The sequence below is a fragment of the Geothrix oryzisoli genome (assembly GCF_022808865.1).
GTDB classification, from domain to species: Bacteria; Acidobacteriota; Holophagae; order Holophagales; family Holophagaceae; genus Geothrix; species Geothrix oryzisoli.
The window spans coordinates 194,546-221,380 of record NZ_JAKZLB010000003.1; the positions used below are offsets into that span (position 1 = coordinate 194,546).

Annotated in this window: 22 protein-coding genes and 4 tRNA genes; 23 read left to right on the plus strand and 3 right to left on the minus strand. The window is 61.9% G+C overall.

Annotation, left to right across the window (positions count from 1 at the left end; translation table 11 throughout):
* Window positions 1-47: 47 nt before the first annotated feature.
* The 23 genes from frr to MLE43_RS09175 all read left to right on the plus strand — a co-directional run bounded on the left by frr (window position 48) and on the right by MLE43_RS09175 (window position 23,639).
* The gene (frr, locus tag MLE43_RS09065) at window positions 48-623 is read left to right on the plus strand and encodes a ribosome recycling factor (protein ID WP_243303362.1); all 576 of its coding nucleotides are present in this window, start codon (window positions 48-50) and stop codon (window positions 621-623) included.
* A gap of 4 nt (window positions 624-627) precedes the next feature.
* On the plus strand, window positions 628-1,401 hold the full coding sequence (locus tag MLE43_RS09070) for a TSUP family transporter (protein ID WP_243303364.1): 774 nt from the start codon (window positions 628-630) through the stop codon (window positions 1,399-1,401).
* Window positions 1,402-1,444: 43 nt separating this feature from the next.
* Window positions 1,445-1,732, plus strand: coding sequence for a hypothetical protein (locus tag MLE43_RS09075; protein ID WP_243303365.1), 288 nt, complete (start codon window positions 1,445-1,447; stop codon window positions 1,730-1,732).
* A 111-nt stretch (window positions 1,733-1,843) separates the two neighbouring features.
* Window positions 1,844-3,217, plus strand: coding sequence for an OmpP1/FadL family transporter (locus MLE43_RS09080; RefSeq protein WP_243303366.1), 1,374 nt, complete (start codon window positions 1,844-1,846; stop codon window positions 3,215-3,217).
* Window positions 3,218-3,219: 2 nt separating this feature from the next.
* On the plus strand, window positions 3,220-3,945 hold the full coding sequence (gene rlmB, locus MLE43_RS09085; RefSeq protein ID WP_243303367.1) for a 23S rRNA (guanosine(2251)-2'-O)-methyltransferase RlmB: 726 nt from the start codon (window positions 3,220-3,222) through the stop codon (window positions 3,943-3,945).
* A gap of 180 nt (window positions 3,946-4,125) precedes the next feature.
* Window positions 4,126-4,212, plus strand: a tRNA-Tyr gene (locus MLE43_RS09090).
* A 65-nt stretch (window positions 4,213-4,277) separates the two neighbouring features.
* Window positions 4,278-4,353, plus strand: a tRNA-Gly gene (locus tag MLE43_RS09095).
* Between the two features lie 72 nt (window positions 4,354-4,425).
* Window positions 4,426-4,500: transfer RNA gene (locus tag MLE43_RS09100), tRNA-Thr, on the plus strand.
* A 53-nt stretch (window positions 4,501-4,553) separates the two neighbouring features.
* Entirely contained in the window at window positions 4,554-5,747 is a 1,194-nt protein-coding gene (gene tuf, locus MLE43_RS09105) for an elongation factor Tu (RefSeq protein WP_243303368.1), read from the plus strand.
* A 29-nt stretch (window positions 5,748-5,776) separates the two neighbouring features.
* Window positions 5,777-5,926, plus strand: a complete 150-nt coding sequence (gene rpmG / locus MLE43_RS09110; RefSeq protein WP_026853109.1) for a 50S ribosomal protein L33 — start codon at window positions 5,777-5,779, stop codon at window positions 5,924-5,926.
* Between the two features lie 54 nt (window positions 5,927-5,980).
* Window positions 5,981-6,056, plus strand: a tRNA-Trp gene (locus MLE43_RS09115).
* A gap of 69 nt (window positions 6,057-6,125) precedes the next feature.
* On the plus strand, window positions 6,126-6,320 hold the full coding sequence (gene secE, locus MLE43_RS09120; RefSeq protein ID WP_243303369.1) for a preprotein translocase subunit SecE: 195 nt from the start codon (window positions 6,126-6,128) through the stop codon (window positions 6,318-6,320).
* Between the two features lie 13 nt (window positions 6,321-6,333).
* Complete coding sequence (nusG, locus tag MLE43_RS09125) at window positions 6,334-6,972, plus strand: transcription termination/antitermination protein NusG (protein ID WP_243303370.1); 639 nt, start codon at window positions 6,334-6,336, stop codon at window positions 6,970-6,972.
* Between the two features lie 175 nt (window positions 6,973-7,147).
* Window positions 7,148-7,579, plus strand: coding sequence for a 50S ribosomal protein L11 (gene rplK / locus MLE43_RS09130; RefSeq protein ID WP_243303371.1), 432 nt, complete (start codon window positions 7,148-7,150; stop codon window positions 7,577-7,579).
* Window positions 7,580-7,710: 131 nt separating this feature from the next.
* Window positions 7,711-8,403, plus strand: a complete 693-nt coding sequence (gene rplA, locus MLE43_RS09135) for a 50S ribosomal protein L1 (RefSeq protein WP_243303373.1) — start codon at window positions 7,711-7,713, stop codon at window positions 8,401-8,403.
* Between the two features lie 10 nt (window positions 8,404-8,413).
* The gene (rplJ, locus tag MLE43_RS09140) at window positions 8,414-8,902 is read left to right on the plus strand and encodes a 50S ribosomal protein L10 (protein ID WP_243303374.1); all 489 of its coding nucleotides are present in this window, start codon (window positions 8,414-8,416) and stop codon (window positions 8,900-8,902) included.
* 55 nt (window positions 8,903-8,957) lie between these two features.
* Entirely contained in the window at window positions 8,958-9,335 is a 378-nt protein-coding gene (gene rplL / locus MLE43_RS09145) for a 50S ribosomal protein L7/L12 (protein WP_243303375.1), read from the plus strand.
* Window positions 9,336-9,706: 371 nt separating this feature from the next.
* Window positions 9,707-14,101: a DNA-directed RNA polymerase subunit beta gene (rpoB, locus tag MLE43_RS09150; protein WP_243303376.1), complete on the plus strand. Its 4,395-nt coding sequence runs from the start codon at window positions 9,707-9,709 to the stop codon at window positions 14,099-14,101.
* A gap of 42 nt (window positions 14,102-14,143) precedes the next feature.
* Complete coding sequence (gene rpoC, locus MLE43_RS09155; RefSeq protein ID WP_243303377.1) at window positions 14,144-18,367, plus strand: DNA-directed RNA polymerase subunit beta'; 4,224 nt, start codon at window positions 14,144-14,146, stop codon at window positions 18,365-18,367.
* Between the two features lie 476 nt (window positions 18,368-18,843).
* Entirely contained in the window at window positions 18,844-19,923 is a 1,080-nt protein-coding gene (locus tag MLE43_RS09160; RefSeq protein WP_243303378.1) for a right-handed parallel beta-helix repeat-containing protein, read from the plus strand.
* Between the two features lie 289 nt (window positions 19,924-20,212).
* Window positions 20,213-21,058, plus strand: a complete 846-nt coding sequence (locus tag MLE43_RS09165; protein ID WP_243303379.1) for a GumC domain-containing protein — start codon at window positions 20,213-20,215, stop codon at window positions 21,056-21,058.
* A gap of 93 nt (window positions 21,059-21,151) precedes the next feature.
* Complete coding sequence (locus MLE43_RS09170) at window positions 21,152-22,342, plus strand: O-antigen ligase family protein (protein WP_243303380.1); 1,191 nt, start codon at window positions 21,152-21,154, stop codon at window positions 22,340-22,342.
* The gene (locus tag MLE43_RS09175) at window positions 22,329-23,639 is read left to right on the plus strand and encodes a glycosyltransferase family protein (RefSeq protein ID WP_243303382.1); all 1,311 of its coding nucleotides are present in this window, start codon (window positions 22,329-22,331) and stop codon (window positions 23,637-23,639) included. The genes MLE43_RS09170 and MLE43_RS09175 overlap by 14 nt, the downstream gene beginning before the upstream one ends.
* Here the strand turns inward: MLE43_RS09175 and MLE43_RS09180 are convergent.
* The 3 genes from MLE43_RS09180 to MLE43_RS09190 form a co-directional block, all read right to left on the minus strand.
* Entirely contained in the window at window positions 23,629-24,930 is a 1,302-nt protein-coding gene (locus MLE43_RS09180) for a lipopolysaccharide biosynthesis protein (protein ID WP_243303384.1), read from the minus strand. The two genes, MLE43_RS09175 and MLE43_RS09180, sit on opposite strands and share 11 nt — an antisense overlap.
* A 159-nt stretch (window positions 24,931-25,089) precedes the next feature.
* Complete coding sequence (locus MLE43_RS09185) at window positions 25,090-26,256, minus strand: glycosyltransferase (RefSeq protein ID WP_338029081.1); 1,167 nt, start codon at window positions 26,254-26,256, stop codon at window positions 25,090-25,092.
* 16 nt (window positions 26,257-26,272) lie between these two features.
* Window positions 26,273-26,827, minus strand: coding sequence for an acyltransferase (locus tag MLE43_RS09190; RefSeq protein WP_243303387.1), 555 nt, complete (start codon window positions 26,825-26,827; stop codon window positions 26,273-26,275).
* Window positions 26,828-26,835: the final 8 nt, after the last annotated feature.

Sequence of the window (26,835 nt, forward strand, 5' to 3'; positions counted from 1 at the left end):
AGGCACTCTAGGGTATAAAAGAAAGCTTCCGCTCTTTCGAGGTGCCCATGTCCGCCCAGACCCCCGATGCCATCCTGCAGGAAACCAAGCGCCGCATGCATGCGTCCGTGGAGGCGCTCAAGAAGGAGATGGCCACCATCCGCACGGGCCGGGCCAATGCCAGCCTGCTGGACAACGTGCATGTGGAGTACTACGGCTCCATGGTGCCCCTGAACCAGATGGGCACGGTGTCCGTGCCCGAAGCCGGCATGCTCGTGGTGACCCCCTTCGACAAGAGCGCCATCAAGGCCGTGGAGACGGCCATCCTCAAGTCCGACCTGGGCATCAACCCCGGCAACGACGGCAACGTGATCCGCCTGCCCATCCCCATGCTCACGGAAGAGCGCCGCAAGGAGCTGGTGAAGGTGCTCCACCGCCTGGGCGAGGAGATCAAGACCGGCGTGCGCAACATCCGCCGCGACGCCAACGAGGAAGTGAAGAAGCTCGAAAAGGCCAAGGAGGGCCACATCTCCGAGGACGCCGCCAAGAAGGCCCTGGACGACATCCAGAAGCTCACCGACGTCCACACCAAGGAGATCGATGAGGCCCTGAAGCACAAGGAAGTGGAGATCTTGAAAGTCTGAGGTGGTGATCGGTCTTCCCACCCTCGCCCTCCTCATGCTCGCCGCGCTGCTGGCGGGGTTCATCGATGCGGTGGTGGGCGGGGGCGGCTTGATCACGGTGCCGGCCCTCCTGATCGGGCTGCCGGCGGGCACGCCGCTGCCCACCCTGCTGGGCACCAACAAGGTGGTGGCGGTCACGGGCACGACCATGGCGGCGGGGAAGTTCCTGCGGTCCGGGGCCCTGGCCTGGCGGGAGATGGTGGTGCCGGTACTCGCCTCCGCCCTGGGGGCCTCGGGGGGCGTCTGGCTCACCTACCGGGTCCATGCGGACTTCCTGAAGCCGGTCATGCTGGGCCTGCTGGTGGCCATGCTGGCCTTCACCCTCCTGAAGCCGGAGCTGGGCAACCTGCACGCGCCCCGGTACGGTCTCCACCACCAGCGGGGCCTGGCGGCGCTCATCGCCCTGGCGCTGGGTTTCTATGATGGGTTCTTCGGCCCCGGCACGGGCTCGGTGCTGATCTTCCTGTTCGTGGCGGTCCTGGGGTTCGACTTCCTGCGGTCGTCCGCCCTGGCCAAGAGCGTGAACTGGGCTTCCAACATCACCGCCATGGGGCTCTTCGTCTGGCAGGGCAGCTGGCTCCCCTCCGTGGCCGTGGGGATGGCCGCCGCGAACGGGGTGGGGGGCTACCTGGGCGCCCACGTGGCCCTCAACAAGGGCAGCGGCTGGGTCCGGGGCGTCTTCATCGGGGTGGTGGGGGCTCTGATCCTGCGCTTGGGCTGGCAGGTGCTCCACGGCTGAAACGGGCATTCCAATTCCCTCGGCGGCCGCCTAGGCTAGTGCGATGCCCTCCCGTCCCCGTCCCTTCGCCTGGGACGTCCTCATTCGAACCCTGCGCTTCTTCTACCTGCTGTGGGGGGGGATGCTGCTCTCCACCCTGGCCTTCTACGGCCGGCTGAAGCTGCCCCCGGCGTTCTGGCACTGGCCGGACCTCTGCCGGGCCCTCATGGGGCCCTGGGGTCGGGCCCTGGCCCTGGGCTTCGGGCTGGTGATGTGCCTGGCGGCCCTCCTGGAGGTCTGGGAGCTGGTGGACCGGCTGCTGGTGCGCTTCATGGGGGAGTCCGAGCACTAGCCGGAACACTCTGCTTGGTGAATCGAGCTCTTTTGGCGATCCTGGAGCCTTGGGCTTGAACCCTTTCCGGGTTCGGGCCATTCAAGAAGCGTGTCTCGGAGGCGGGTCGATATGGCGCAGGTCGTTCGTGGAGTGATCGGGGCTGGACTGGTGCTGGGCGCGGCGGCCCTGCCGTTGGCGGCCCAGAGCATGGCCCTTCCGGCCGTGGATCCCGTGGGCATCGCCCGCAGCGGGGTGCAGGTGGCCTACGGCTACAGCCTGGAGGCGGCCACCACCAACCCGGCCCTCCTGGCCTCGCTGCGGGAGAAGAGCAGCTTCTACCTCGCCGCCGGGATGGAGTTCTCGGGCATCCAGCAGAGCCTGGAAGCAAACCAGCGGACCGTCTTCAGCTTCGACCGCAACCGCGCCATCGGCGGTTTCGGCCTGGCCACGCGGCTCTCGCCCAAGCTGACCCTCGGCTTGAAGCTGGACGAGCCCTTCCTCCGTCACGCGCGGCTCCTGGACGACGCCCCCAGCCGGTACCTCGGCGACGGCATCGACCTGTCCGCCCGCCGCCTGGAAGGGCAGGCGGCCTGGACCCTCAACCCGAACATGTCCATCGGCCTGGGGCTCGGCGTGGCCCGCCTCGGCTTCGAGTCCAGCAGCGTCATGCGCCTCGGCGTGCCCCTCGTCCCCTCGGACCCCGTGTCGGCGACGAACCCGGTGCAGGGCCTGGTGGAGCAGCGGGTGGCCCAGAGCGGGAACAAGGTGGTTCCGAGCTATTCGCTGGGTTTCCGCTGGGCCCTCAACCCGCGCTGGACCCTGGCCGCCGCGCACCAGTCCGGCCTCAAGGGTGACCTCGACCTCCACGCGGGCTACCGGGACGCGAGCCTGGGCCTCTACGCCAACGACGGTCTCAGCGCGGCGCCCATCGGTGTGGCGCCCCGGGCCGTCGAGCTGCTGGCGGCTTCGACGCCCGTGAAGGGCAGCTCGGGCACGCTGGAACTGCCCTCCCAGACGACGCTGGGCATCCGGCACCGCGCCCACCCGATGGTGACCTGGGAAGCGGATCTCCGCTGGACTTCCGCGGGCCTGCGGATGCCCGCCTTCGCCCAGGTGGCCACCCCCTCGGGTCCGGTGACTGCCCCGGCGGAGCTGCCCCAGGGCAAGAGCCACCTTGGTTTCGGCGCCTCTGTGGAAGTGGAGCTCGGAAAGTTCTGGACCCTGCGGAGCGGGCTGTTCCTCGACCAGCGCTCGGTGGATGAATCCACGGCCGAACCGCTGCTGGGCGGAGCCCGGACCGCGGCCTTCTCCATCGGCGCCGGGTACAAGGTCTGGGGCGGGGAGTTGAGCATCGGCTACCAGTTCCGCCAGAGCGAGGACCAGGACACGCGGCGGTTGACGGGCGACTGGGCCGCCTCGGGGTTCGAGCCCACGCCCATCAACCGTGTGCGCATGGAGGGCATGGGGCACATCATGGCCCTGGGCTTCCGGAAGTCCTTCTAGCCGTGCGCTACCTCGGCCCCCATGCCTGCGAAGAGGCCCTGGCCCGGGGCGAACTCCACACGGTCTGGATCGCGCCCGCGGCCTTCGGCAGGCTGGCGAAGTTCATCGCCGAAGCCCGCAGTGCAGGCGTGGTCCTCCACCGCGAGCCCATGGAGGGCCTGGACCGCCGGGCCCAGGGACAGCGGCATCAGGGCGTGCTGGGGGAGGGCGGAGCCTTCGCCTATGCGGACTTCGAGGAAGTCGCCGCCCGCATCCGGAGCCGGGGTGATGCGGCCCTGGTGCTGGCGCTGGACGGCGTCACCGATCCCCACAACCTGGGGGCCATCCTGCGCTCCGCCGCCGGCGCTGGCGTGGACGGCGTCATCCTTCCGGAACGGCGCTCCGCGGCCGTGAACGAGACCGTGATCCGCGCCAGCGCGGGCACCGCGGGCCGCGTGCCGGTGTGCCGGGTGGTGAACCTGGGCCGGGCCCTGGATGATCTGAAGGCCGCCGGCGCCTGGATCTACGGGCTGGCCGCGGGCGAGGGTAGCCGCGACTACCTGGCGGAGCCCTTCGATCGCGCCACGGTCCTGGTGATGGGAGCCGAGGGCGAGGGTCTGCATCTCAAGATCCGGGAGCGCTGCGATGGCCTGCTGTTCATCCCCATGCCCGGCGGCATCGAGAGCCTGAACGTCTCAGCGGCCGCGGCGGTGACGCTCTTCCGCGTCCTGGCCCGGCGGCAGGCGTGAGCGAGTCCGGAAGTTTCCCCTTGAGGCTCCTCTGGGTGCGTGATATCTTTCGAGTTCCCTGTCAGGAAAGCCCTGCCTCGCAGCGCCCCTGACACGGAGCCCCGACAGGGGTTCCGAGGGGAGTTTCCCGGGTCCACCGGGAAGCATTGACAAGCCCCGGGAGGGGCGACGGACAAGCATGCCGAGATGGCCGAGTGGTTAATGGCAGCAGACTGTAAATCTGCCACGCATCGCGTTACGGAGGTTCGAATCCTTCTCTCGGCACCAGTCCTCCGGAATCCCAGCTCTCTGCGGGATTCGGGAGCGCTGGATCCCGTACTCGGGTTTCCACCGCGGGAATAGCTCAGTTGGTAGAGCGTCAGCCTTCCAAGCTGAATGTCGCGGGTTCGAACCCCGTTTCCCGCTCCACCCTCCCCGTCCGCCGGTTTCCGGCTGACGGCAAGGCCCCCGCCGCGTTCCGCACCGGCGGGAAGGTACCAAGCCCACATAGCTCAGCGGTAGAGCACTTCCTTGGTAAGGAAGAGGTCACCGGTTCAAGCCCGGTTGTGGGCTCCACCTTCGCACTGTTCACCCCCCATTACTTCTCTCCCACCCCTCAGGAGGTATCCGTGGCCAAAGAGAAATTTGACCGTTCCAAGCCCCACGTCAACATCGGCACCATCGGCCACGTGGACCACGGCAAAACGACGCTGACCGCAGCCATCACCTTCATCCTCGCGAAGAAGTTCGGCGGCGAGACCAAGTCGTACGACCAGATCGACTCCGCGCCCGAAGAGAAGGCCCGCGGGATCACGATTAACACCGCCCACGTCGAGTACCAGACCGAGAAGCGCCACTACGCGCACGTCGACTGCCCTGGTCACGCCGACTACGTGAAGAACATGATCACCGGCGCGGCCCAGATGGACGGCGCCATCCTCGTGGTCGCCGCCACCGACGGCCCCATGCCCCAGACCCGTGAGCACATCCTGCTCGCCCGTCAGGTCGGCGTGCCCTACATCGTGGTCTTCATGAACAAGATCGACATCGCCGACCCCGAGCTCGCCGAGCTGGTCGAGATGGAGATCCGCGACCTCCTGTCCTCCTACCAGTACCCCGGCGACGAGATCCCCATCATCAAGGGTTCCGCCCGTCTGGCCCTGGATCACGCCGACACCCCCGATCACGCCGACTGCAAGTGCATCCTTGAGCTCATGGATGCCGTCGACGCCTACATCCCCGATCCCGTCCGCGCCATCGACAAGCCCTTCATCATGCCCGTCGAGGACGTGTTCACGATCACCGGCCGCGGCACCGTGGTGACCGGCCGCATCGAGCAGGGCATCGTCAAGGTCGGCGAGGAGATCGAGATCATCGGCCTCAAGGACACCGTCAAGAAGGTCGTGACCGGCGTCGAGATGTTCCGCAAGTCCCTGGATCAGGGCCAGGCTGGTGACAACGCCGGCATCCTGCTCCGCGGCGTGGAGCGCAAGGACGTGGAGCGCGGCCAGGTGCTCGCCAAGCCCGGCAGCATCACCCCCCACACCAAGTTCAACGCCCAGGTGTACGTGCTGACCAAGGAAGAGGGCGGCCGCCACACCCCGTTCTTCAACAAGTACCGTCCCCAGTTCTACTTCCGCACCACCGACGTGACCGGCTCCATCGAGCTCGAGGCCGGCCGCGAAATGGTGATGCCCGGCGACAACGTCACCCTGACGGTCGAGCTGATCCAGCCCATCGCCATGGACAAGGGCCTGAAGTTCGCCATCCGTGAGGGTGGACGCACCGTGGGCGCCGGCAACGTGGGCGAGATCCTGGCCTAAAGCCGCTCCGCCCGACCTAGGAGGTTCCCATGCGCGACATCGTTCACCTGCAGTGCCAAGACTGCAAGCGCAAGAACTACAGCACCACCAAGAACAAGAAGACCACCACAGGCAAGCTTGAGTTCAACAAGTTCTGCCGTTTCTGTGGCGGTTACCGGGTCCACCGCGAGGCGAAGTAGCCTCCGGTCCCGAGGGTTTCCGCCCGGCTCCCACCAGAAGCCGGGCGGTCCCACAGGGGAGTAGCTCAGCTGGTAGAGCAGCGGACTCCAAATCCGCAGGTCGCGGGTTCGAACCCTGTCTCCCCTGCCACCTTCCCGGCCCCGGCGCTTTCGCTCGGGGCCAGGTTTTTCTCACCGAATCCTTTCCGCGGGGTCCATCGTGATTGGCGCCATCAAGCAGCAGGCCAGGGATCTGTTCGCAGAACTCGACCGAGTGGACTGGCCCAGCAAGGAGAAAGTGCTGACCTCTACCTGGACGGTGGTGATCGTCTCTGTGTTCGTCGGCGTCTACCTGTGGGCCGTGGATTGGGTCTTCACCAAGGGCTTCGCGGCCCTGTGGTTGAAGACGCGCTGAAGCGGAGGCAGCCATGACCGATCTCGTGAGCACCCCTCAGGACACGGTGGTTCCGGCCCAGCCTCAGGGTCGCGAGCTCAAGTGGTTCATCATCCACACCTACTCGGGCTATGAAGCCAAGGTGATGGAGCATCTCCGCCAGCGCATCAAGATGGAAGAGCGCGACGAGAACTTCGGGGACATCCAGATCCCCGAGGAGACCTACGAGGAGATGAAGGTCGACGCGAAGTCGGGCAAGAAGGAGCGCGTCGTCAAGAAGCGCAAGTCCTTCCCCGGCTACCTGCTGGTGCAGATCCAGGTGGAGCGCAAGCCCGGCGGCTCCGTGGAGATGGCGGACGCCGACTGGCACTTGGTGCGGAACACGCCCAAGGTCACCAGCTTCGTGGGGGCCAACAAGAAGCGGCCCACGCCCCTGACGGACGAGGAAGTCCGCCAGATCATGCACCACACGGAAGAGACCCAGGAGAAGCCCAAGCCGAAGTACCACTTCGAGAAGGGCGAGAAGGTCCGCATCATCGACGGCCCCTTCGCCAACTTCGAGGGCGACGTGGAAGAGATCCACGAGGAGCGCTCCACGATCAAGGTCATGGTCACGGTCTTCGGGCGATCCACCCCCGTTGAGCTGGACTTCATCCAGGTCGAGAAGAGGTAGGGGAACGGCTTTCCCTCAATCCCCTGAAGACTTTTCCCGGCCTTTCAGATAAACTGTCCCGTCCCGGTCCGTCTGGACCGGGACGTTTTCAACCCGGCTGGGCGATCCGATGGATCCCCACCCACCAAGGCGGCCGTTGCCGGCAGATGCCGGAATCCACCGCGGGAGCAATCACATGGCGAAGAAGATCACCGGCTATATCAAGCTGCAGCTGCCCGCGGGCGAGGCCACCCCGGCTCCTCCCGTCGGTCCCGCGCTGGGCCAGCACGGCGTCAACATCATGGAATTCGTGAAGCAGTTCAACGCGAAGTCCGTGGGCTCCGTGGAGAAGGGCACCACCCTCCCCGTGGTCATCACCGTCTACGCCGACCGCAGCTTCAGCTTCATCCTGAAGACCCCGCCCGCCGCCGTGCTGATCATGAAGAAGCTCGGCCTGCCCAAGGGCAGCGCCACGCCCAACAAGGAGAAGGTCGGCAAGATCACCAAGGCGCAGCTCGCCGAGATCGCCAAGGTGAAGATGCCCGACCTCACCGCCGGCAGCCTCGAAGCCGCCGTGCGCTCCATCGCCGGCTCCGCCCGCTCCATGGGCGTCGAAGTCATCGACTGACGTTTTCCGCACGGGCCCCGGGCCCGTGCGAGTCTCTTTTTCAGCAGTTCGCTTTTGTTGGAAAGCCGCGCCGTGCGGCGATCCCGGCCACCGCGACCGTCATCGCGGGAGATTGTTCGAATGGAGCCAATATGGCAAAACCTGGAAAGAAGTACCGGGCTGCCGCGGCCAAGATCGAAGATCGCCCCTATGAGCTGAAGGATGCGCTCACTGTCGTGAAGGACGCGGCCTACGCCAAGTTCGACGAGACGGTTGAAGTGCACATGCGGCTCGGTGTGGATCCCCGCCATGCGGACCAGATGGTCCGCGGCACGATCGTCCTGCCCCACGGAACGGGCAAGACCATGCGTGTGGCTGTGATCGCGGGTGGCGAGAAGATCAAGGAAGCGGAAGCGGCGGGCGCCGAGATCGTGGGCGGGGACGAGCTGGTCGAGAAGATCGCCGGCGGTTTCCTCGACTTCGATGCCCTGGTCGCGACCCCCGACATGATGAAGGGCGTCGGTCGACTGGGTAAGGTGCTGGGCCCCCGCGGCCTGATGCCCAACCCCAAGACCGGCACCGTGACCTTCGATGTGGTCAAGGCCATCAAGGAGATCAAGGCCGGCAAGGTGGAGTACCGGGTCGACAAGACCGGCATCATCCACGCGCCCGTGGGCAAGCTCTCCTTCGGCGTCGAGAAGCTGGAAGAGAACGCCAAGGCGCTCATCGATGCCGTCCACAAGGCCAAGCCCGCTACGGCGAAGGGCAAGTATGTGAAGACGATGTACATCGCCTCCACGATGGGCCCCTCGGTCACCCTCAACACCACAAGCGTTGAGAAGTAGGAGGCCGACCATGGAAAAGAATCAGAAGATCGCCGAAGTCGCCGTGCTCAAGGAGACCTTCTCGTCCGCCACCTCGGCGGTCGTGATCGAGTTCAAGGGTCTCGTGGTCGGGAAGGACACCGCCTTCCGCAAGAGCATCCGCGAGAGCAAGGCCCAGTACCGTGTCAGCAAGAACACCCTGCTCCGTCTGGCCGTGAAGGACACCTCCTTCGCCGCCCTGGGGGACCACTTCAAGGGCGCCAGCGCCGTCGCCACCACCAAGGACGACGTCGTCGCCCTGGCCAAGGCCGTCAATGGCTTCCTGAAGGACAACCCGGCCGCCACCTTCAAGGCTGGCATCATGGACGGCAAGCAGATCGACGCCAAGCAGCTCCAGGTTCTTGCCGAACTGCCGAGCCGCGACGTGCTGATCGCCAAGCTGCTCTACCTCATGACCTATCCGATCTCCGGTCTGGCGGTCGCCCTCGAGGGCATCCGCAAGCAGAAGGCCGGCGAGTAAGACGCACCCTCAACCCCGAATCCAAAACCATTCATTTGCATGTAGGAGACCCATCATGGCTCTCACCGCTGATCAGCTCATCGCTGAAATCGAAACCATGACCGTGCTGGACCTGGCCAACCTGGTCAAGGCCCTCGAGGACCGCTTCGGCGTGTCCGCCGCCGCCATGGCCGCTCCCGCCGCCGGCGGCGCCGCCCCGGCTGCCGCTGCCGAAGAGCAGACCGAGTTCAATGTCATCCTGACGGACGCCGGCGCCAACAAGCTGAACGTCATCAAGGCCGTCCGCGAGATCGTCGCTGGCCTGGGCCTCAAGGAAGCCAAGGACCTCGTTGACGGCGCCCCCAAGCCCGTCAAGGAAGGCGTGGCCAAGGACGAGGCTGCCAAGATCAAGGAAAAGCTCGAAGCCGCTGGCGCCAAGGTCGAGATCAAGTAGTCGCCTTTCCAGCACTAACGCAAAGCGTAGGGTGCCTCGTGCACCTTGCGCTTTGCGGTTTTGTCTGGACATGGTACGATTATTCCTTCCGCCCGGTCCCTCGGGCGGTCCCGCCACCTTCAAAGGCCCCTGGTTGCGAAACGCCTTCCGCCGCAGCGCCAATCATCTTGCTGGGCCGCTCCCTCCACCGATGGGTGGCGGGATGGCCTTCGCTGCATGCATCCGCGTGACCTCCGCCAGCCACCCCTGATCCCTTCCCCGGGGCCGTGGCTCCGGGGGCATCGCCGTCTTTGCTCAAGGCCCGCAGCATCGTCACCATCGCGCCGCGTGCCGTTCATCGAAGGTTCCGCCAACTTCATCTGGAGCGAACCATGAGTGTTCAGCAGAACATCTACCGCCAGCGCCACAACTTCTCGAAGATCCGGTCTCTGGTCCCCATTCCGAACCTGATCGACATCCAGAAGCGGAGCTACGACGAGTTCCTCCAGATGAACCTGCTCCACAGCGAGCGGGAAGCCCGCGGCCTCAAGGCCGTGTTCGAGTCGATGTTCCCCGTGCACAACGGCAAGAACCCCGATGGCACCGACGCCACCCTCGAAGTCGAGTTCCTCGACTACACCGTGGGCCACTGGGCCTGCAAGTGCGAAAAGTTCCTCGGCCTGGAGCACCTCCGCACCGAGTGCAAGCAGTGCGGCCACAGCATCGTGTCGGACCACCCGAAGGATCCCACGGTCGACTGCCCCAAGTGCGGCACGCGCAACAAGAACGCCGCCACCATCTGTGACGTGTGCCAAGAGCCCGTCTCGATGAAGCAGAAGATGGGCATGGACGAGTGCGTCGAGCGCGGCGCCACCATGGCCGCCCCCCTGAAGATCCGCGTGCGCCTGAACCAGTTCGACAAGGACGACAAGGGCAACCGCCGCTTCAAGCAGAGCCAGGACTCGGAAGTCTACTTCGGCGACCTGCCGATCATGACCGACCGCGGCACGTTCATCATCAACGGCACCGAGCGCGTGATCGTGAGCCAGCTGCACCGCAGCCCCGGCGTCTTCTTCAGCATCGCCTCCGACAAGAGCCTCTACAGCTCGCAGATCATCCCCTATCGCGGCTCCTGGATCGAGTTCGAGCTCGACTCCAAGGGCCTGCTCTACGCGCGCATCGACCGCAAGCGCAAGTTCCTCGGCGCCACCTTCATGCGCGCCCTGGGCCTGTTCAACGAGGACCTCGCCTCCAACGAGGCCATGCTCCGCCACTTCTACGCGCCGGCCACCTTCTTCCTCAAGAAGGGCAAGCTGAGCGTGGCCGTGAGCGACCTCCTGGTGGGCCGCAAGCTCGGCGAGGCCGTGAAGCACCCCAAGACCAAGGAAGAGATCCTCGCCAAGGACAAGAAGATCACCCGCCGCGTCCTCGAGCAGATGGAGAAGGCCGGCATCAAGGATGTGCCCGTGGAGCGCGAGATGCTCGACGGCGCCGTGCTGCTGCAGGACATCGTGAACATGGGCACTGGCGAAGTGCTCATGGAGGCCAACGAGCCCTTCCTCCAGACCCACCTCGAGATGTTCCTGGCCAACGACGTGCAGTCCTTCGACGTCTGCTTCCCCGAGGCCGATCTCACGGGCAAGGTCTTCTCCGAGACCCTCACGAAGGACCACACCGAGGACAGCGAAGAGGCCGCCAAGGAACTCTTCAAGAAGATCCGGCCCGGCGAGCCTGCCACGCTGGAATCCAGCAAGAAGCTGCTCTTCGGCATGTTCTTCGACCCCCAGAAGTACGACCTCAGCAAGGTGGGCCGCCACAAGATCAACGCCAAGCTGGGCCTGAACACCGACCTGGACTTCCGCACCCTGGGCACGGACGACTTCGTCAAGACCGTCCACTACCTGCTGCGCCTCAAGAAGTACGACACCACCCGCCAGGACATCGGCGAGATCGCCCCCGTCCGCGCGGACGACATCGACCACCTGGGCAACCGCCGCGTGCGGTCCGTGGGTGAGCTCCTGGAGAACGGCTTCCGCGTAGGCCTCGTGCGCGTGCAGCGGGCCATCAAGGAGAAGTTCAGCATCGCGCAGGACCCCAACAGCCCCCTGCAGGCCCACGACCTCATCAACAGCAAGCCGGTCATCGCGGCCATGAAGGAGTTTTTCGGCAGCAGCCAGCTCTCCCAGTTCATGGACCAGACCAACCCGCTGTCCGAGATCACCCACAAGCGCCGCCTGTCGGCCCTCGGACCGGGCGGCCTCAGCCGCGACCGCGCGGGCTTCGAAGTCCGCGACGTGCACACCTCGCACTACGGCCGCATCTGCCCCATCGAGACGCCGGAAGGTCCGAACATCGGCCTCATCAGCTCGCTCTCCTGCTACGCCCGCATCAATGAGTTCGGCTTCATCGAGAGCCCCTACCTCAAGGTGGAGAACGGGCGCATCGTCCACTTCGCCAAGGTCACCAGCGTGGGCGACTCCAAGTTCGGCTACATGGAAGTGGTCCGCCTGGACGACCTGGAAGCCGAGAACAAGAAGCTGACCAAGGCCGGCAAGCGCGCCGCCAAGTTCGAGATGCACGCCTTCTACCTCTCCGCCTGGGAAGAGGACGAGCACGTCATCGCACAGGCCAACGTCCCCGTGGACGCCGACGGCGCCATCCTCGACGAGGACGTGACGGTCCGCGTCGCCGGTGAGACGAAGATCCTCACCCGCGACAAGGTCACGCTCATGGACGTGAGCCCCAAGCAGGTGGTCTCCGTGGCCGCCTCGCTCATTCCCTTCCTCGAGAACGACGACGCCAACCGCGCCCTCATGGGCGCCAACATGCAGCGCCAGGCCGTGCCCCTCATCCGCACCGAGGCCCCTATCGTGGGCACCGGCATGGAGTATGTGGCCGCCAAGGATTCCGGCGCCTGCGTGGTCTGCCGCCGCTCGGGCATCGTCGAGACCGTGGACGCCAACCGCATCGTGGTGCGCGTCGAGGATGACCCCGAGACCGAGGGCATCGAGTCCGGCGTGGACATCTACACCCTGGTGAAGTTCGCCCGCAGCAACCAGAACACCTGCCTCAACCAGACCCCCCTCGTGAAGAAGGGCGAGTACGTCACCGAGGGCCAGATCCTCGCCGACGGCCCCTGCACCGATCACGGCGAGCTGGCCCTGGGCCGCAACCTGGTCGTGGCCTACATGCCCTGGCGCGGCTACAACTTCGAGGACGCGATCCTGATCTCCGAGCGCGTGGTGAAGGAAGACCTCTACACCACCATCCACATCGAGGAGTTCGAGGTCCACGCCCGCGACACCAAGCTGGGCCCCGAAGAGATCACCCGCGACATCCCCCAGGTCCGCGAAGAGGCCCTCAAGAACCTCGACGACAGCGGCATCATCCGCACTGGCGCCACGGTCCGCCACGGCGACATCCTGGTGGGCAAGGTCACGCCCAAGGGCGAGACCATCCTCAGCCCCGAGGAGAAGCTGCTCCGCGCCATCTTCGGCGAGAAGGCCAGCGACGTGAAGGATGCCAGCCTGACCGTGCCCCCCGGCATCGAGGGCACCGTGGTGGACATCAAGGTGTTCACCCGCAAGGGCCAGGAGAAGGACCTCCGCACCCAGCAGATCGAGCGCGACCAGATCGCCAAGTGGGAGAAGGATCTCTCCGACGAGGAACGCATCATCCGCGCCGAGGCCAAGAAGAAGATCGTCTTCCTGCTGAAGGGCAAGGAGCTCTCCGAGACCCTCACGGACGAGAAGGGCCAGAAGGAGCTGCTTCCCAAGGGCAAGAAGCTTACCCAGAACATGCTCGAAGCCGTGCCCTATCACCGCTTCCGGCAGATCTCCGTGGCCGCCGGCAAGAACCGCATCGAGACCGAGGTCCTGGACATCCTCGACAAGACCGAGAGCCAGCTCAAGGTCCTGCGCAACATCCTCGACGAGCGCATGGAGCGCCTGCTCAAGGGCGACGAGCTGATGCCCGGCGTCCTCAAGACCGTGAAGTGCTACGTGGCCGTGAAGCGCAAGCTGCAGGTCGGTGACAAGATGGCCGGCCGCCACGGCAACAAGGGCGTGGTCAGCCGCATCCTCCCCGTGGAGGACATGCCCTACCTGCCCGATGGCCGCCCGGTGGACATCGTGCTGAACCCCCTCGGCGTGCCTTCCCGTATGAACATCGGCCAGGTGCTCGAGTGCCACCTCGGCTGGGCCGGCAAGACCCTCGGCGTCCACTTCTCCACGCCCGTCTTCGACGGCGCCCGGGAAGCCGACATCAAGGGCTTCCTCGTCCAGGCCTGGGAGAAGAACCACAAGCTGGGCCCCGACGTCACCGGCAAGACCATGCTGTTCGACGGCATGACCGGTGAGGCCTTCGAGCAGCCCGTGAACGTGGGCTGCGTCTACATGCTCAAGCTGCACCACCTGGTCGACAACAAAATCCACGCCCGGAGCATTGGGCCCTACAGCCTCATCACCCAGCAGCCTCTCGGCGGCAAGGCCCAGTTCGGCGGCCAGCGCTTCGGCGAGATGGAAGTGTGGGCGCTGGAAGCCTACGGCGCGGCCCACGTGCTGCAGGAACTCCTCACCTACAAGTCCGACGACATGCACGGCCGCACCCAGATCTACCAGGCCATCATCAAGGGCGAGACCATCAAGGATCCCGGCCTCCCCGAGAGCTTCAACGTCGTGAAGAAGGAACTCAACGCGCTGTGCATCGATGTCGAGATGCTCACCCGCGAAGAGCTGGATCCAGGCCTGACGGAGGAAGAACCCGCGGTCTTCACCATCGAAGGCTGATCTCCTTCCGCTTCCGTTTCCGACGAATCCTGAGAGGTCCCTATGTATCCTGAGCAGCAGAACATCAACGCCTACGAGTGCATCCGGGTGTCCCTGGCCAGCCCGGACAAGATGCGCTCCTGGTCCAAGGGCGAAGTCACCAAGCCCGAGACCATCAACTACCGCAGCCTGAAGCCCGAGCGCGACGGCCTCTTCTGCGCCCGCATCTTCGGGCCCGTGAACGACTGGGAATGCCTCTGCGGCAAGTACAAGCGGCAGAAGTTCAAGGGCGTCACCTGCGACAAGTGCGGCGTCGAAGTCACCAAGAAGTCCGTGCGCCGCGAGCGCATGGGCCACATCGCGCTGGCCAGCCCGGTCAGCCACGTGTGGTTCTTCAAGGGCGTGCCCAGCCGCATCGGCTACCTGCTGGACATCCCCCTCAAGGACCTGGAGCGCGTGCTCTACTTCGAGGCCTATGCCGTCACCGAGTCCGGCGGCACGACCCTGAAGGAAGGCGAGATCCTCAACGAGGACAAGTTCCGCGAGGCGCGCAGCCTCCACGGCGAGGGCTTCAAGGCCCAGATGGGCGCCGAAGCCATCAAGGAGCTGCTCAAGCAGGTGGACATCGAGGCGCTCACCATCGAGCTCCGCGACCTGATGAAGAAGGAAACCTCCAGCCAGAAGCGCAGCAAGGTCGCCAAGCGCCTCAAGGTGGCCGAATCCTTCCACCGCTCCGGCAACAAGCCCGAGTGGATGATCCTCGACGTGGTGCCCGTGCTGCCCCCCGAGCTGCGCCCCCTGGTGCCCCTCGACGGTGGCCGCTTCGCCACCTCCGACCTGAACGACCTCTACCGCCGCGTCATCAACCGCAACAACCGCCTCAAGAAGCTCCTGGAGCTCAAGGCCCCCGACGTCATCGTGCGCAATGAGAAGCGCATGCTGCAGGAGGCCGTGGATGCCCTCTTCGAGAACGGCAAGCGCGGCCGCCTCCTGCGCGGCGTCAGCAACCGCCCCCTGAAGTCCCTCAGCGACGCCCTCAAGGGCAAGCAGGGCCGGTTCCGCCAGAACCTGCTCGGCAAGCGCGTGGACTACTCGGGCCGCTCAGTCATCGTGGTGGGTCCCGACCTCAAGCTGCACCAGTGCGGCCTGCCCAAGAAGATGGCGCTCGAGCTCTTCAAGCCATTCATCTTCAACCGGCTCGAGCACAAGGGCTTCGCCGCCACCATCCGCCAGGCCAAGGAGATGGTCGAGGAGGGCCGCCCCGAGGTCTGGGACGTGCTGGAAGAGGTCATCAAGGACCACCCGGTCCTGCTGAACCGCGCCCCGACCCTGCACCGCCTCGGCATCCAGGCCTTCCAGCCTGTGCTGGTCGAAGGCAAGGCCATCCGCCTGCATCCCCTGGTCTGCACCGCCTTCAACGCCGACTTCGACGGTGACCAGATGGCCGTGCACGTGCCCCTCAGCCCCATGGCCCAGATCGAGGCCAAGGTGCTGATGATGTCCACCCAGAACATCCTCAACCCCGCCAACGGCCGCCCGAACGTGGTGCCCTCGCAGGACATCGTGCTCGGTGGCTACTACCTCACCAAAAAGCGCCTCAACCGCAAGGGCGAGGGTATGGTCTTCGGCAACGTCAACGACGTGGTCGCGGCCCATCAGGCCGGCGTGGTCGATACCCACGCCATCATCCAGATCCGCTACACCGGCGAGTGGGTCGACACCGAGGCCTGGCACGCGAAGGATCCCAAGAAGAACTCCGAGCAGGAAGTCTTCGAGGCCCCTGCCGAGACCGTGAAGAACCAGATCAAGACCACCACCGTGGGCCGCGTGCTCTTCAACCGCGCCCTGCCCGCCGAGCTGCCGTTCATCAACGGCCTGCTCAAGAAGGAGGGCCTGCTCTCCCTCGTGAACCGCGCCTACAAGCTGAACGGCCCCGAAGTGACCATCCGCATGCTGGATGCCATGAAGGACACCGGCTTCATGTGGGCCATGAAGGCCGGCGTTTCCGTGGGCATCGACGACCTGGTGGTGCCCGACACCAAGGGCAAGCTGCTCAAGAAGGCCACCGAGGATGTCCGCGCCATCGAGAAGGAGGCCTACGAGGGCCGCCTCGACTCGTCCACGCGCTACAACCGCATCCTGGAAGTCTGGGGCAAGACCAGCGACCAGGTGGCCAGCGACATGATGAAGGAACTGGAGAAGCGGAACGAGAACGACACGTTCCTCAACTCCATCTACATCCTGGCCGACTCCGGCGCCCGTGGTTCCAAGACGCAGATCCGCCAGGTCGCCGGCATGCGCGGCCTCATGGCCAAGCCCAGCGGCGACATCATCGAGACGCCCATCACCGCGAACTTCAAGGAAGGCCTCTCCGTTCTGCAGTACTTCATCTCGACCCACGGCGCCCGCAAGGGCCTCGCGGATACCGCGCTGAAGACGGCCGACTCCGGCTACCTCACCCGCAAGCTGGTGGACGTGGCCCAGGACGTCATCGTCAACGAGGACGACTGCGAGACCATGGGCGGCATCGAGGTTGAGGCCATCGTCAACAGCGACGGCACCATCCGCTCCCGCCTGCGCGACCGCATCATGGGCCGCGTCTGCCTCGAGGACATCGTGGATCCCTACGATCCGTCCATCGTGCGGGCTCCCGCCGGCACCCTCATCTCCGAGGAACTGGCGTTCAAGATCGAGACCAGCGGCATCGCCAAGGTCAAGATCCGCTCCGCCCTCACCTGCGAAGCGCGCCGCGGCATCTGCGCCAAGTGCTATGGCCTGAACCTCAGCACCGGCCGCCTGGTGGATCTGGGCGAGGCCGTGGGCGTCATCGCCGCCCAGTCCATCGGCGAACCCGGCACCCAGCTCACCATGCGTACCTTCCATGTGGGCGGCGCCGCGAGCCGCACCTCCGAGAAGAGCACCCACGAGGCCCAGATCGCCGGCATCGTCCGGTATGAAGGCCTCGAGGGCCGCACTGTGGTCAACCGCAAGGACGAGACCGTGGCGCTCACCCGCAACGGCTACCTCCTGGTGACCGACGCGGACGGCAACGAGCGTGAGCGCTACAAGATCACCTCCGGCGCCATCCTGCGGGTCAAGGACAAGGAAGCGGTCGAGCCCCGCACGGTGCTCGCCGAGTGGGACCCGTACAACGACGTGCTGCTCACCGAAGTGGGTGGCATCGCGGACTTCAAGGAATTCGAAGTCAACGTGTCCTACCAGGAAGAGAAGGATCCGATCTCCGGCAACTTCCGCAAGAAGGTCATCGATCCCACCGACGACAAGATCCACCCCCACATCAACGTCAAGGGGGACAACCACAAGGTGCTCAAGCGCTACAACATCCCCACCGGCGCCTACATCGAAGTGGAAGAGGGCCAGGAGCTGCTGCCCGGTGACGTCATCGCCAAGACCAGCCGCCAGCAGGCCAAGACCAGCGACATCACGGGCGGCCTGCCGCGCGTCACCGAGCTGTTCGAAGGCCGCAAGCCCAAGGAACCCGCCATCATCAGCGAAGTCTCCGGCATCGCGAAGTACGGCAACCGCGTCCGCGGCAACCAGAAAGTCATCGTCGAAGCCGAGACCGGGGAGAAGGGCGAATACCTCATCCCCCGCGGCAAGCACATCCAGGTGCAGGACGGCGATGAGATCCGCGCCGGCGAGAAGCTGACCGAAGGGGCCGTCAGCCCCCACGACCTGCTGAAGGTCCAGGGCGACCGCGCCCTCCAGGCCTTCCTCGTCAACGAGGTCCAGGAGGTCTACCGGGCCCAGGGCGTGGTCATCAACGACAAGCACATCGAAGTGATCATCCGCCAGATGATGCGCTGGGTCCTCATCACCGACGTGGGCGACACCCCGCTCATCGTCGAGGAGAAGGTCGACAAGCACCGCTTCAAGGAGATCAACGAGCAGGCCATCAAGGATGGCGGCCAGCCCGCCACCTGCGAGCCCCTGCTGCTCGGCATCACCAAGGCCGCGCTGACCTCCGAGAGCTTCATCTCCGCCGCCAGCTTCCAGGAGACCACCCGCGTCCTCACCGAGGCCGCGCTGGAAGGCCGCGTGGACTACCTCCGCGGCCTCAAGGAGAACGTCATCCTGGGCCGGCTCATCCCCGCCGGCACCGGCATGGTCCACTACCGCAACCTGGAGATCGAGGAGGGCGAGTACCCCGAGCCCACCCCGAACGAGTTCCAGGGCGGCGAGGACTTCGACGACGAATACGCCCGCATGGCCCAGCACGTCGAAGAGCTCCAGGGCATGACCGAGATCGACGGCGAAGACCTGTAGCCGGCGACGCACTCCCAAACGGCCCGCTTCGGCGGGCCGTTTCTCATGTCGCTGGAAGCGCTGTCATAGCCGGTTCTGAATCTCGGCCATGGGAATGGCAGTCCGTGGGAGTGTCCACGGGGCCCAAGTTCATTTGGGCTTAGAGGCAGCTGGGAAGAACAGCCCCACATTCTGGACCGAGTGCGGAACCACCCTTGCTTGTTGTGTCTCCCAGGGGTCATTCCAGTCGGATCGGTTTCTTACCGTTATTAGGGAATCATTCCAGAATGAGTACCCCGGGGAAACTGGAGCCGTGAAGATCGGCCGAGAATGCCGGGGGGCAGCGGTAGTGGGTATTGCTGAGTCATCTAACGGAATACCCGATTCAGCGGCTTCAACACCTTGCCTGGGTAGAGCCAGTCACAGATAATCTTTCTTGAAGAGAATGTTTTTAAATTCATGGGGTTTACTAGAAAGCGATATCGATGAGGTGAAGGATGAGTGGCCGTTCGGTGCTCTTGTGGGTGCTGGTCCTGTTCTCATTGCCACTTGGGGGTACCCAGGTAGGTGTTCCAGCCCCTGGGGTTAGAAATGAAATGCTCATCTCTAGGGTAATCCAAGGGAAAGTAAGGGAAGCAAAGGCAGGATGGTGGGGCTTCAATCCAGTCGATTCCACAAAGACGCTGCAGGATGCCATAAATTCAGGGGCCTCCAAGGTGATCGTAGAAAATTTCGATGTGCCATGGAACATAGGGCCAATTAAACTCGCGAGCAACCAACAGATCGTTTTCGAAAAGGATGTCATCGTCCAGGCAAAAAGAGGGGCGTTCCAGGGCCCCAACGATTGTTTGTTTACCGCCTGGGAAAGGGAGAACGTGACCCTGACTGGCCCTGGCGCCACTTTGCGCATGTGGCGGCAGGACTACGCGAGTGGTCCCTACAAGAGGGGCGAGTGGCGCCATATTCTAAACATTATCAGTTGTAAAAATGTGAATATTGCAGGCTTAACCTTGTCGAGCAGTGGCGGAGATGGCATCTACCTCGGAGGGTCTGAAAGGGGCGGGCCGAATCAAAATATTCATATATATTTTATAAATTGCAATGATAATTATAGACAGGGTGTAAGCGTAATTAGTGCAATGAATCTATTAATAGAAAATTGTGTTTTTCTTAATACGAATGGTACCGATCCAATGGGCGGAATTGATTTCGAACCCAACACTCCTTCGCAAGTTCTGGTGAACTGCATCGTCCGGAACTGCAGAAGTCAGAATAATGGAGGGCCGGGGTTTCTCTTCACCCTCGGTAACCTGGGTCGGGCCTCCACTCCTGTTTCAATTTGGCTAGAAAATTGTCAAACCATTGGGAATAAAAGAGATCTTAGCTTTTGGATCAAACCCGAAGACTCGGTCAAGGCTGACCTTAAGCTGGTTAACTGTAAGCTAGAAAAGATTCCAATAGAAACCTCAATTCCCAAAGTAATCGACATCAGGTTTGAAAATTGTGAAATCACGGGTGGGAAATCTAATACACTCGGATCCAAACCTATCATTTTTAACGGGTATCCGCGCCGATGATTGGATCGTGGCTAGAGCGCGAGGGCAAGGGTCGGGCAAATAAATGGGCCGACCAGAGATTTATGTGGGGATAATTCTGGTATTCATTGACTCAAGGGGTTCACCGGATGCCTGCACAATGGATAGTTGGGGACAGTGGTATGGACAATCTTGAAATAAGGAGGCGTAAGACCATATGAGTGATAATAAACCATCGGGTTCCCCACCAGAATTGCCCTTCGGGTTCAAGAGGTCCCTAATCGTCGGATTTTGCGCCAGTGTTATAGTCGCCCTTTCGAGCCTATTGGTGGTGAACAGGTACACTTCGGAAGGTCGTGTTCTCCCGGATTTGAAGCATCTGAGCAATCTTGGCGGCCTTGCCGCCGCGGGGGAAGCATTGGGCCTTGGTGCCCAAATTGGAGGGGGCGGCCAAGATGCCCTGTATGTGGATATCCTGAAAAGCCGATGGTTGGGAGATCAAGTCCTAGACGAGACCTATACATACAAAGTTCGTTCTTGGATGTTTGGTGAGCCAGAGACCCGTGCCACGACCTTGTTGGGGTACTTTAAAGAGAAAAACAAGGACAAAGGATTTAAGGCCCTGATGTCCGTTATAAATATTAAGAGAGATGTCAAAACGAATCTAGTCACCATCACCGTAGAAACCAGATCCCCTGAGCTGTCTCAGGCTGTGGTCAAGAAGGCCCTCACGCTTCTCGATCAATATCTCATCGAAAAAGTGCAAACCCAAGGCAAAGCCAAAGCCATCTATTTGGAACAAAGATTGAAAGAGGCGGCGATTGAATTTCAGAAAGCGGAGGATGGCCTCGCGCGCTTCCAGGCCAACAATCGGACCTATTCTTCGAGCTCAGATCCAGCCGTTCGACTTCGAGGCCAGCACTTAGAGAACGATCTTGAGCTTCATAAGCAACTGTTTTCGCAATTGACCTATCAACTCGAGCAGGCCCGTCTCGATGAAAAGAAAGATGTGCCGACTCTCAGCATCCTTGATTCCGGAACCCTCCCCATTCAAAAATCGGGCCCCTCAAGGGGGTTCTGGACAATGGTGACGTTCTTTATTGTCGGGGGGGCGCATTTCTGTTGGGGAAACCGGGTGCGTTTATCAAAGTATCTCAGTTCCGAGGACCCACTCTGAAAAGGGGTTGGGCTCTCGCGCTCATGTCCAATTGTCGAGTCGCCCACGGCCGAAACGGGGCTTCAACCGTGGGTTTGAGTGAGAAGGTGCCAATTGACGCAGACTGAACGGATCGTATCGGGGCCTCCCAAGCCGCTGATCACCCTCTTCGTGATCTTGGTGGGTGTCTCCCTGTTCCTGAATCCATGGAACTCGGCGATGGTTCAGGGGATCGATACGAACTTCGTTCCCAGGTATATCTCCCTGGCAATTGGGTGTCCCTTGGCGGCGCTCAAATTGCTCCAGCAGAAAAGAGTTCACTTATACATTGTATTTGCTCTCCTATTTCTGTTGTGGATCTTGTTCCGAAGCGTCGATGCGCGTATCCCCGAGGAGGCGATTTCCGCCTCCCGTTACTATCTGATTGGGATCGTCACATTCGGGGTTTTGACCTTAATCCCGCTGACCGAAAGCCAGATTTACTTCATGATTGGGGCCCAAATTGCCGGATGCGCCATCGCTGCCCAGATGATGCTCCAAGGCGGGATCGACCTGGATCCGGGAAGCAAGTTCCGCCTGACGGCGGGAGATGTCAACGGGAACTACGTCGCCTACTGTTGCGTGCATGCGGCCTCGCTCCTGGCCCTGGCCTTTCAGATCAGGCGTGAGCAATCCAGGGGTGGTGCCAGATCCCTTCTGGTCATGACTCTCTGCATGACCATCTTGATGGTCGGGGTGGTACTTCCCTTGACCCGTGGGGCGTTCATTGGCTTTGCGATTGTTCTATTCATGGTGGTTCACGGCTATTTCAAGCTCAAAGCAAGGCGCAGGGTCTACCTGGGTTATGCCATCATTCTGCTGTGTATCGTCGGGATTCTGGCCATGAGCCCTGCGCTGTTGGCGCGTTTTTCCGAGGGCTCCGGCGGAGACTACGGTTCTGACCGCCTGCTGCTATGGGGTGTAGCCTTCGGACTTTTCCAGGGTGCTCCTATAACAGGCATTGGAACGGGGCAGTACGCTTCCGCGGCTTTCGGAATTCCCACTCATAACGTCTTTCTTGCCTTCCTTACTGAACAGGGAATCATTGGGTTCATGCTGTTTATGGGCTTCCTCTATACCATTTTTCGCCGTGTCCGATCACAGTGCGAAGGATTCGGGCCTTGGTTCTTTTTCCTCCCCTGGTTTGTCATCGCCATGACCGGGGCTTGGGAAAGAAGCTATGCGGCCTATGCGGGCTTCGGGATTCTTGTGGCCATGGGGAACACCCTCTGCGCCAAGGGGGGAAAGAATAATGCAAACAGATGACCCCAAGGCTTTCCCAAGGGTTCTTGTCCTATCGGGGTTGCCCTTTTCCCAGGACAATGCCACTGGCATTACCTTGTCGAACATATTTTCCGATTGGCCCAGTGAGAATATGGCCTTGGCCTTCATTTCAGGAGAACTGGAGCCAAATTTCGGCTCCAAGGCCATGAAGCTGGGTGAGTGGCGTTGGTTCCTCCCCGGCTATCTGGCGCGAGGGGTCCTTCCGGACCGTTTTCTGAGGCTTTCCAGGGAGGTTCCAGGTGGCGCCCCGGCGGTGGAGGTCGGTGGGGGGACCAAAGCGCTCGCCTGGGCCCATCGGTTCGTCCGAACCGGGAACGAATTCGTTCCGGTGTTACGGCTCGGACCGCTGAAGCAGTTTATTGAGGCGTTCAATCCGGATGTGATCTACTCCATGCTGGGCTCAATGAAGCTCATAAGGTTTGTGAATAATATTGCTGACCGTTATAACCTTCCTGTCGTTCCTCATTTCATGGATGACTGGCCGACCTTTTTTTATTCCGACGGATTCCTTTGCGGCCTGCCCAGGAGAGCGTTGGCGCACTCCCTCGAATCGTTGTTCAAGCATGTCCATTCGGGCTTGTGCATCGGGGAAGATATGGCGGATGAATACCAGCAAAGGTACAGACGCCCGTTTTTGCCTTTGATGAATAGCATTCCCAATGAAAGGTTTGCTAGCCCCCCGGTCTTCCATTCATCGGAAACAGTCATCTTCTCCTACATTGGAGGGCTTCATCTGAACCGGTGGCAGTCACTTCTGGAGATTGCCAGCGTCATGGGCGAAGGGACCGAATTGAGAATCTTCGCTCCTGAGAAGGACCTCGCTCAATTCTCGGATTTGTTTGCTGGATTCCCTTTCATCAAGTTGGGTTCCTTGCGCTCAAGCGAGGTGGACGAGGAAATGCGGAGGGCGGATGTTTTGTTGCATGTGGAATCCTTCGATCCCGACGCTGCCTCATACACGCGCCTCTCAGTCTCGACGAAAATTTCTCAGTACATGTGTGTTGGGAAGCCCATCCTGGCCTACGGCCCCGGTAGCCTTTCCTCGATCAAGGTCATCGGGCGGGCTGGGGCCGGCGCCATCGTCGGCAGACGGGACTTGGGGCCGTTGAGAACCGAGATCCGGAATCTCGCCAGGGATGGAATCCTGAGGAAGGACCTCGGAAGCCATGGCTTCGAATATGCCAGGGGCCGATTCTCCCAGTCTGCTGCGACCAAGACCCTTCGAATGGCCCTGAGCAAAGCGGCCGCTCTCGGCCCCCGGGGTGGTGTCATCGACTAGCTTGTTCTGGATTCGCAGAGGGGGGGCGGCAAATGGATACGGCCTTCCTCGCGACCCAGGGCAGAATTCCAAGCCCGTAGACCAAGGTCATGCCTAGCGCGACGCCTTCGCTTCCCATGTACTTCGCCAAAAGAATTTTCACTAAGAGAACGATGGGAGTGAACACCGCAAAGGCGCGAATTTGCGAGCGTATTTGCCCGGCGCCGTTCAGAACCATGAAGAAGGGGGAGGCTGTTGCCAGGAGGGCTTGGCTGATCCCGCACAGCCCAAGGAGGCTTCGGGTCACCTGCAATTCCTTCCCGAGCCAGTGGGAGAACGCCCAGGGGCCGAGAAAGATCATCCCAAGGGTCCCGGACACGGCGAGGATCAATGAAAGCCGCGCAATCTTAAAGCATTGCCGGTGTACCCAGGCATATTCCCCCCTGGCAAGAGCCTCGCCATTGGCGGACCACATGGGAACAGAGAGCATGACCAGGACGGCACCCATGACCGAGGCGATCCGGGAAGCCACGGAAAAGGCGGCGACCTCCTGGATCCCGCAGATCCTCGACACGATCAGGTTGTCCAGGCTGAGCCCGAGCGAGGTCAAGAGGGTAAGAAAACAGAAGGCCGCCCCCGTGTACATCAGGGATTTGCCCACCGTCCTATCGATTGCGGAAATTACTGGAATGTATTTTCTAAGCGTGAAAGCAAAGCAATATAACCAATTTAAAATCATGAATATCAATGGTATAGCCGTCGCAATCAAAATAAACCACAATGGGGAAGCATGCCAATGGGCTGCACCTACGATTGCAATAAGATTTATAAAAACACCGGTGGACTGCCAGATGCTTGTTTTATAGCCCTCCTGAAAGGCCAGCTGGACCCTCTGGATGACCGAAAAGGGAATCTGGATGATCTGAGTTGATACCACGAGCGCGACAATCCATGGGACCACCCGAACACCGCGTTCACTGGAAGCGTTTAATATCTTGCTCCAAGGGATCCAGGGGAAGATGGCCCCGATGGCCACTAGCAAGCAAACCGAGATCAGAACGAGAATATAAAAAGTCGTGGAAATAAGAGTACGACATTCTTCAAGGTTGTCCCGGCCATAAGCGTTACTTAAACGGGTAAGCAACCCGAAACCCAGCCCAAGGTCGGCAAATGTGAATAGAACAAAGAAGGAGATAACCGTCATCCAGAGGCCATATATTTCAATCCCCAGCGATCGAATAAAGATTCCAATCGTCACGATGGGAAAGATCAGAGACAGGCCTCGGGCCAGAGCATAAGTGGCGCTGGTCAAGCGGGCCCTTCGTTCCCTCTCACGGGTGCGAGTGCCGTCCACGGTTAAAGAGGTGGCATCGACGGGGCCAGAGGGTTCGCCAAAAATGGACATGTAAGCTCTTTCGGCATTTGCTGGAATGGGCCCCGGACCTGCTCTCCGAAACTGGAGAAAGAGGCTTCAACTCGATCCCAGGATCAGGTCGGACAAGGGGCGGGAGTAGATCCGGTAATCAAAAGTCGTTTCGGCCATCCGTCTGGCGTTCACTCGCATCTGGTCCAACCCGGACTGTGTCATGCCCAAGGCTCTCCGAAATGTAGACACCAGTGCCTCCACATCGAAACCCTCGCAGACGATACCCTGGACCCCGTCGTGGATCACTTCCCCCAGGTCGCTGGTGATATTGCAGATGGGAGGTACTCCAAGGGCCATGCTTTCTACGACCTTGGTCGGGTACCCCGCCTGGGCGTATCTCAAGGGGGGGCGGAGGAGGACTGTGAAATCGAGCACTCTGACAAGAGCAAGAGCGTCTTCATGAGAAACCCTTCCATGGGCCTCGATGTTCAGGGGCAAGGCCGCTATCTGGCGGGCTCTGAGGGAAGGGTAGGCGAGGACCTCGTGGGGAGCGAGGCCGATCACATCCAGATGGATTAGATCGCCGGCGGGATCAAGCCGGAGCACTGCCTCCAGGATGACATCCAGGAGGTCCTTGTTCCCAGGGGACCCGGCATACCCGATGCGAAGGGGCCCCGGCTTCCCCATAGGTTCTCTGGGCACAAATTTTGCGATGTCCACGGTAGGGGGAACCCGCACGGTCCTGCACCCGCGTTGGTGGAAATAGTCCTCCAGAAACCGACTGATGACAATGGTGTTTCCAGTCCGGGGCGCCAGCCAGTTCATCGCAAGGCTGATATTCAGTCTGTAAAAGGAATACCGGCCCCCTGGCATGTTGGCCGGATCGTACCACTCCACCGCATCGAAGATGAGTGGGATATTTCGAGACCGACACCATGGGGTCAGACGCAGGAGGAAGGGGGAATATCCACTGTAAAGAATGACCGCCCTCGGGGCCGGGGAAAGGCCTTGAAGCCAGGTGAGGGTTCGAACGCCCATCCCTATGTAGGAGAGATGCTTTAACCAGATCGGGAGGTGTTCGGAGGTTCGTTCTCCCAGGGAATGGACCTGGAAGTCCTGATGAAGAAACTTTTCCAGGGCACCTGGCCCCGGCAATTGCCCTGCGCCGATGAGAACCTCAAAACCAACCTCTCGCAGGGACAAGGCGATCCCCAAGATGCGCTGGGCGGCCGCCCCTCCCTCTGGAAAGGGGGCAGGTCCCACGATCGCCACCCGGGGGTGCAGGGGCTCAACGCTGGCCAACGGGCTCGCCTCCCTGACTGGGAGACCCGAAAAGCTTCCTTAGGGCCTGCTCCTTTTCTCGGGCGGGAAGATGGCCCAGGCGGAGGGACTTGGGCAGGAGGTCTCGGAGGTACTGGTCCACCGTCTTGATGAAGCGTGCAGGAACACCAGCCACCACCGGGTTGTCGGGAATATCCTTGGTGACGATCGATCCAGCCCCGATGATGACTCGGTTCCCGATGCGGATCCCCGCCAAGATCATGGCCCTGAGCCCGGTATAGACATTATTTCCCACCGAGATGAGGGTTGTTATCTGTAGATCCAGGACATCCCTCCGGAGGGTCAGGGTGCCGCCATCGTGACCAATAGAAACAACACCATCAGTAATATAAACATTATTCCCAGTGTCAATAAGATGGGGCTCGGTGCTCCACATCCTTGGGCTTCCGCCATATATATGCACATTTCCCCCGAGCTTGACCCCCATCTTGCGAGAAACCCATACCGGGTTCAGTCGGAAGGCCATGAATTGGGCAGCTCTGACTACGACATGCAACAGCATCCTAACCA

What these genes read in the sequence shown, in the direction of transcription:
- rpoB (WP_243303376.1), top strand. Translation starts at nt 9,707, where the DNA reads ATGAGTGTTCAGCAGAACATCTACCGCCAGCGCCACAACTTCTCGAAG.
- rplJ (WP_243303374.1), top strand. Translation starts at nt 8,414, where the DNA reads ATGGAAAAGAATCAGAAGATCGCCGAAGTCGCCGTGCTCAAGGAGACC.
- rpmG (WP_026853109.1), top strand. Translation starts at nt 5,777, where the DNA reads ATGCGCGACATCGTTCACCTGCAGTGCCAAGACTGCAAGCGCAAGAAC.
- MLE43_RS09175 (WP_243303382.1), top strand. Translation starts at nt 22,329, where the DNA reads ATGCAAACAGATGACCCCAAGGCTTTCCCAAGGGTTCTTGTCCTATCG.
- rplK (WP_243303371.1), top strand. Translation starts at nt 7,148, where the DNA reads ATGGCGAAGAAGATCACCGGCTATATCAAGCTGCAGCTGCCCGCGGGC.
- nusG (WP_243303370.1), top strand. Translation starts at nt 6,334, where the DNA reads ATGACCGATCTCGTGAGCACCCCTCAGGACACGGTGGTTCCGGCCCAG.
- MLE43_RS09190 (WP_243303387.1), bottom strand. Translation starts at nt 26,827, where the DNA reads ATGCTGTTGCATGTCGTAGTCAGAGCTGCCCAATTCATGGCCTTCCGA.
- rplL (WP_243303375.1), top strand. Translation starts at nt 8,958, where the DNA reads ATGGCTCTCACCGCTGATCAGCTCATCGCTGAAATCGAAACCATGACC.
- rplA (WP_243303373.1), top strand. Translation starts at nt 7,711, where the DNA reads ATGGCAAAACCTGGAAAGAAGTACCGGGCTGCCGCGGCCAAGATCGAA.
- frr (WP_243303362.1), top strand. Translation starts at nt 48, where the DNA reads ATGTCCGCCCAGACCCCCGATGCCATCCTGCAGGAAACCAAGCGCCGC.
- MLE43_RS09075 (WP_243303365.1), top strand. Translation starts at nt 1,445, where the DNA reads ATGCCCTCCCGTCCCCGTCCCTTCGCCTGGGACGTCCTCATTCGAACC.
- MLE43_RS09080 (WP_243303366.1), top strand. Translation starts at nt 1,844, where the DNA reads ATGGCGCAGGTCGTTCGTGGAGTGATCGGGGCTGGACTGGTGCTGGGC.
- MLE43_RS09160 (WP_243303378.1), top strand. Translation starts at nt 18,844, where the DNA reads ATGAGTGGCCGTTCGGTGCTCTTGTGGGTGCTGGTCCTGTTCTCATTG.
- rpoC (WP_243303377.1), top strand. Translation starts at nt 14,144, where the DNA reads ATGTATCCTGAGCAGCAGAACATCAACGCCTACGAGTGCATCCGGGTG.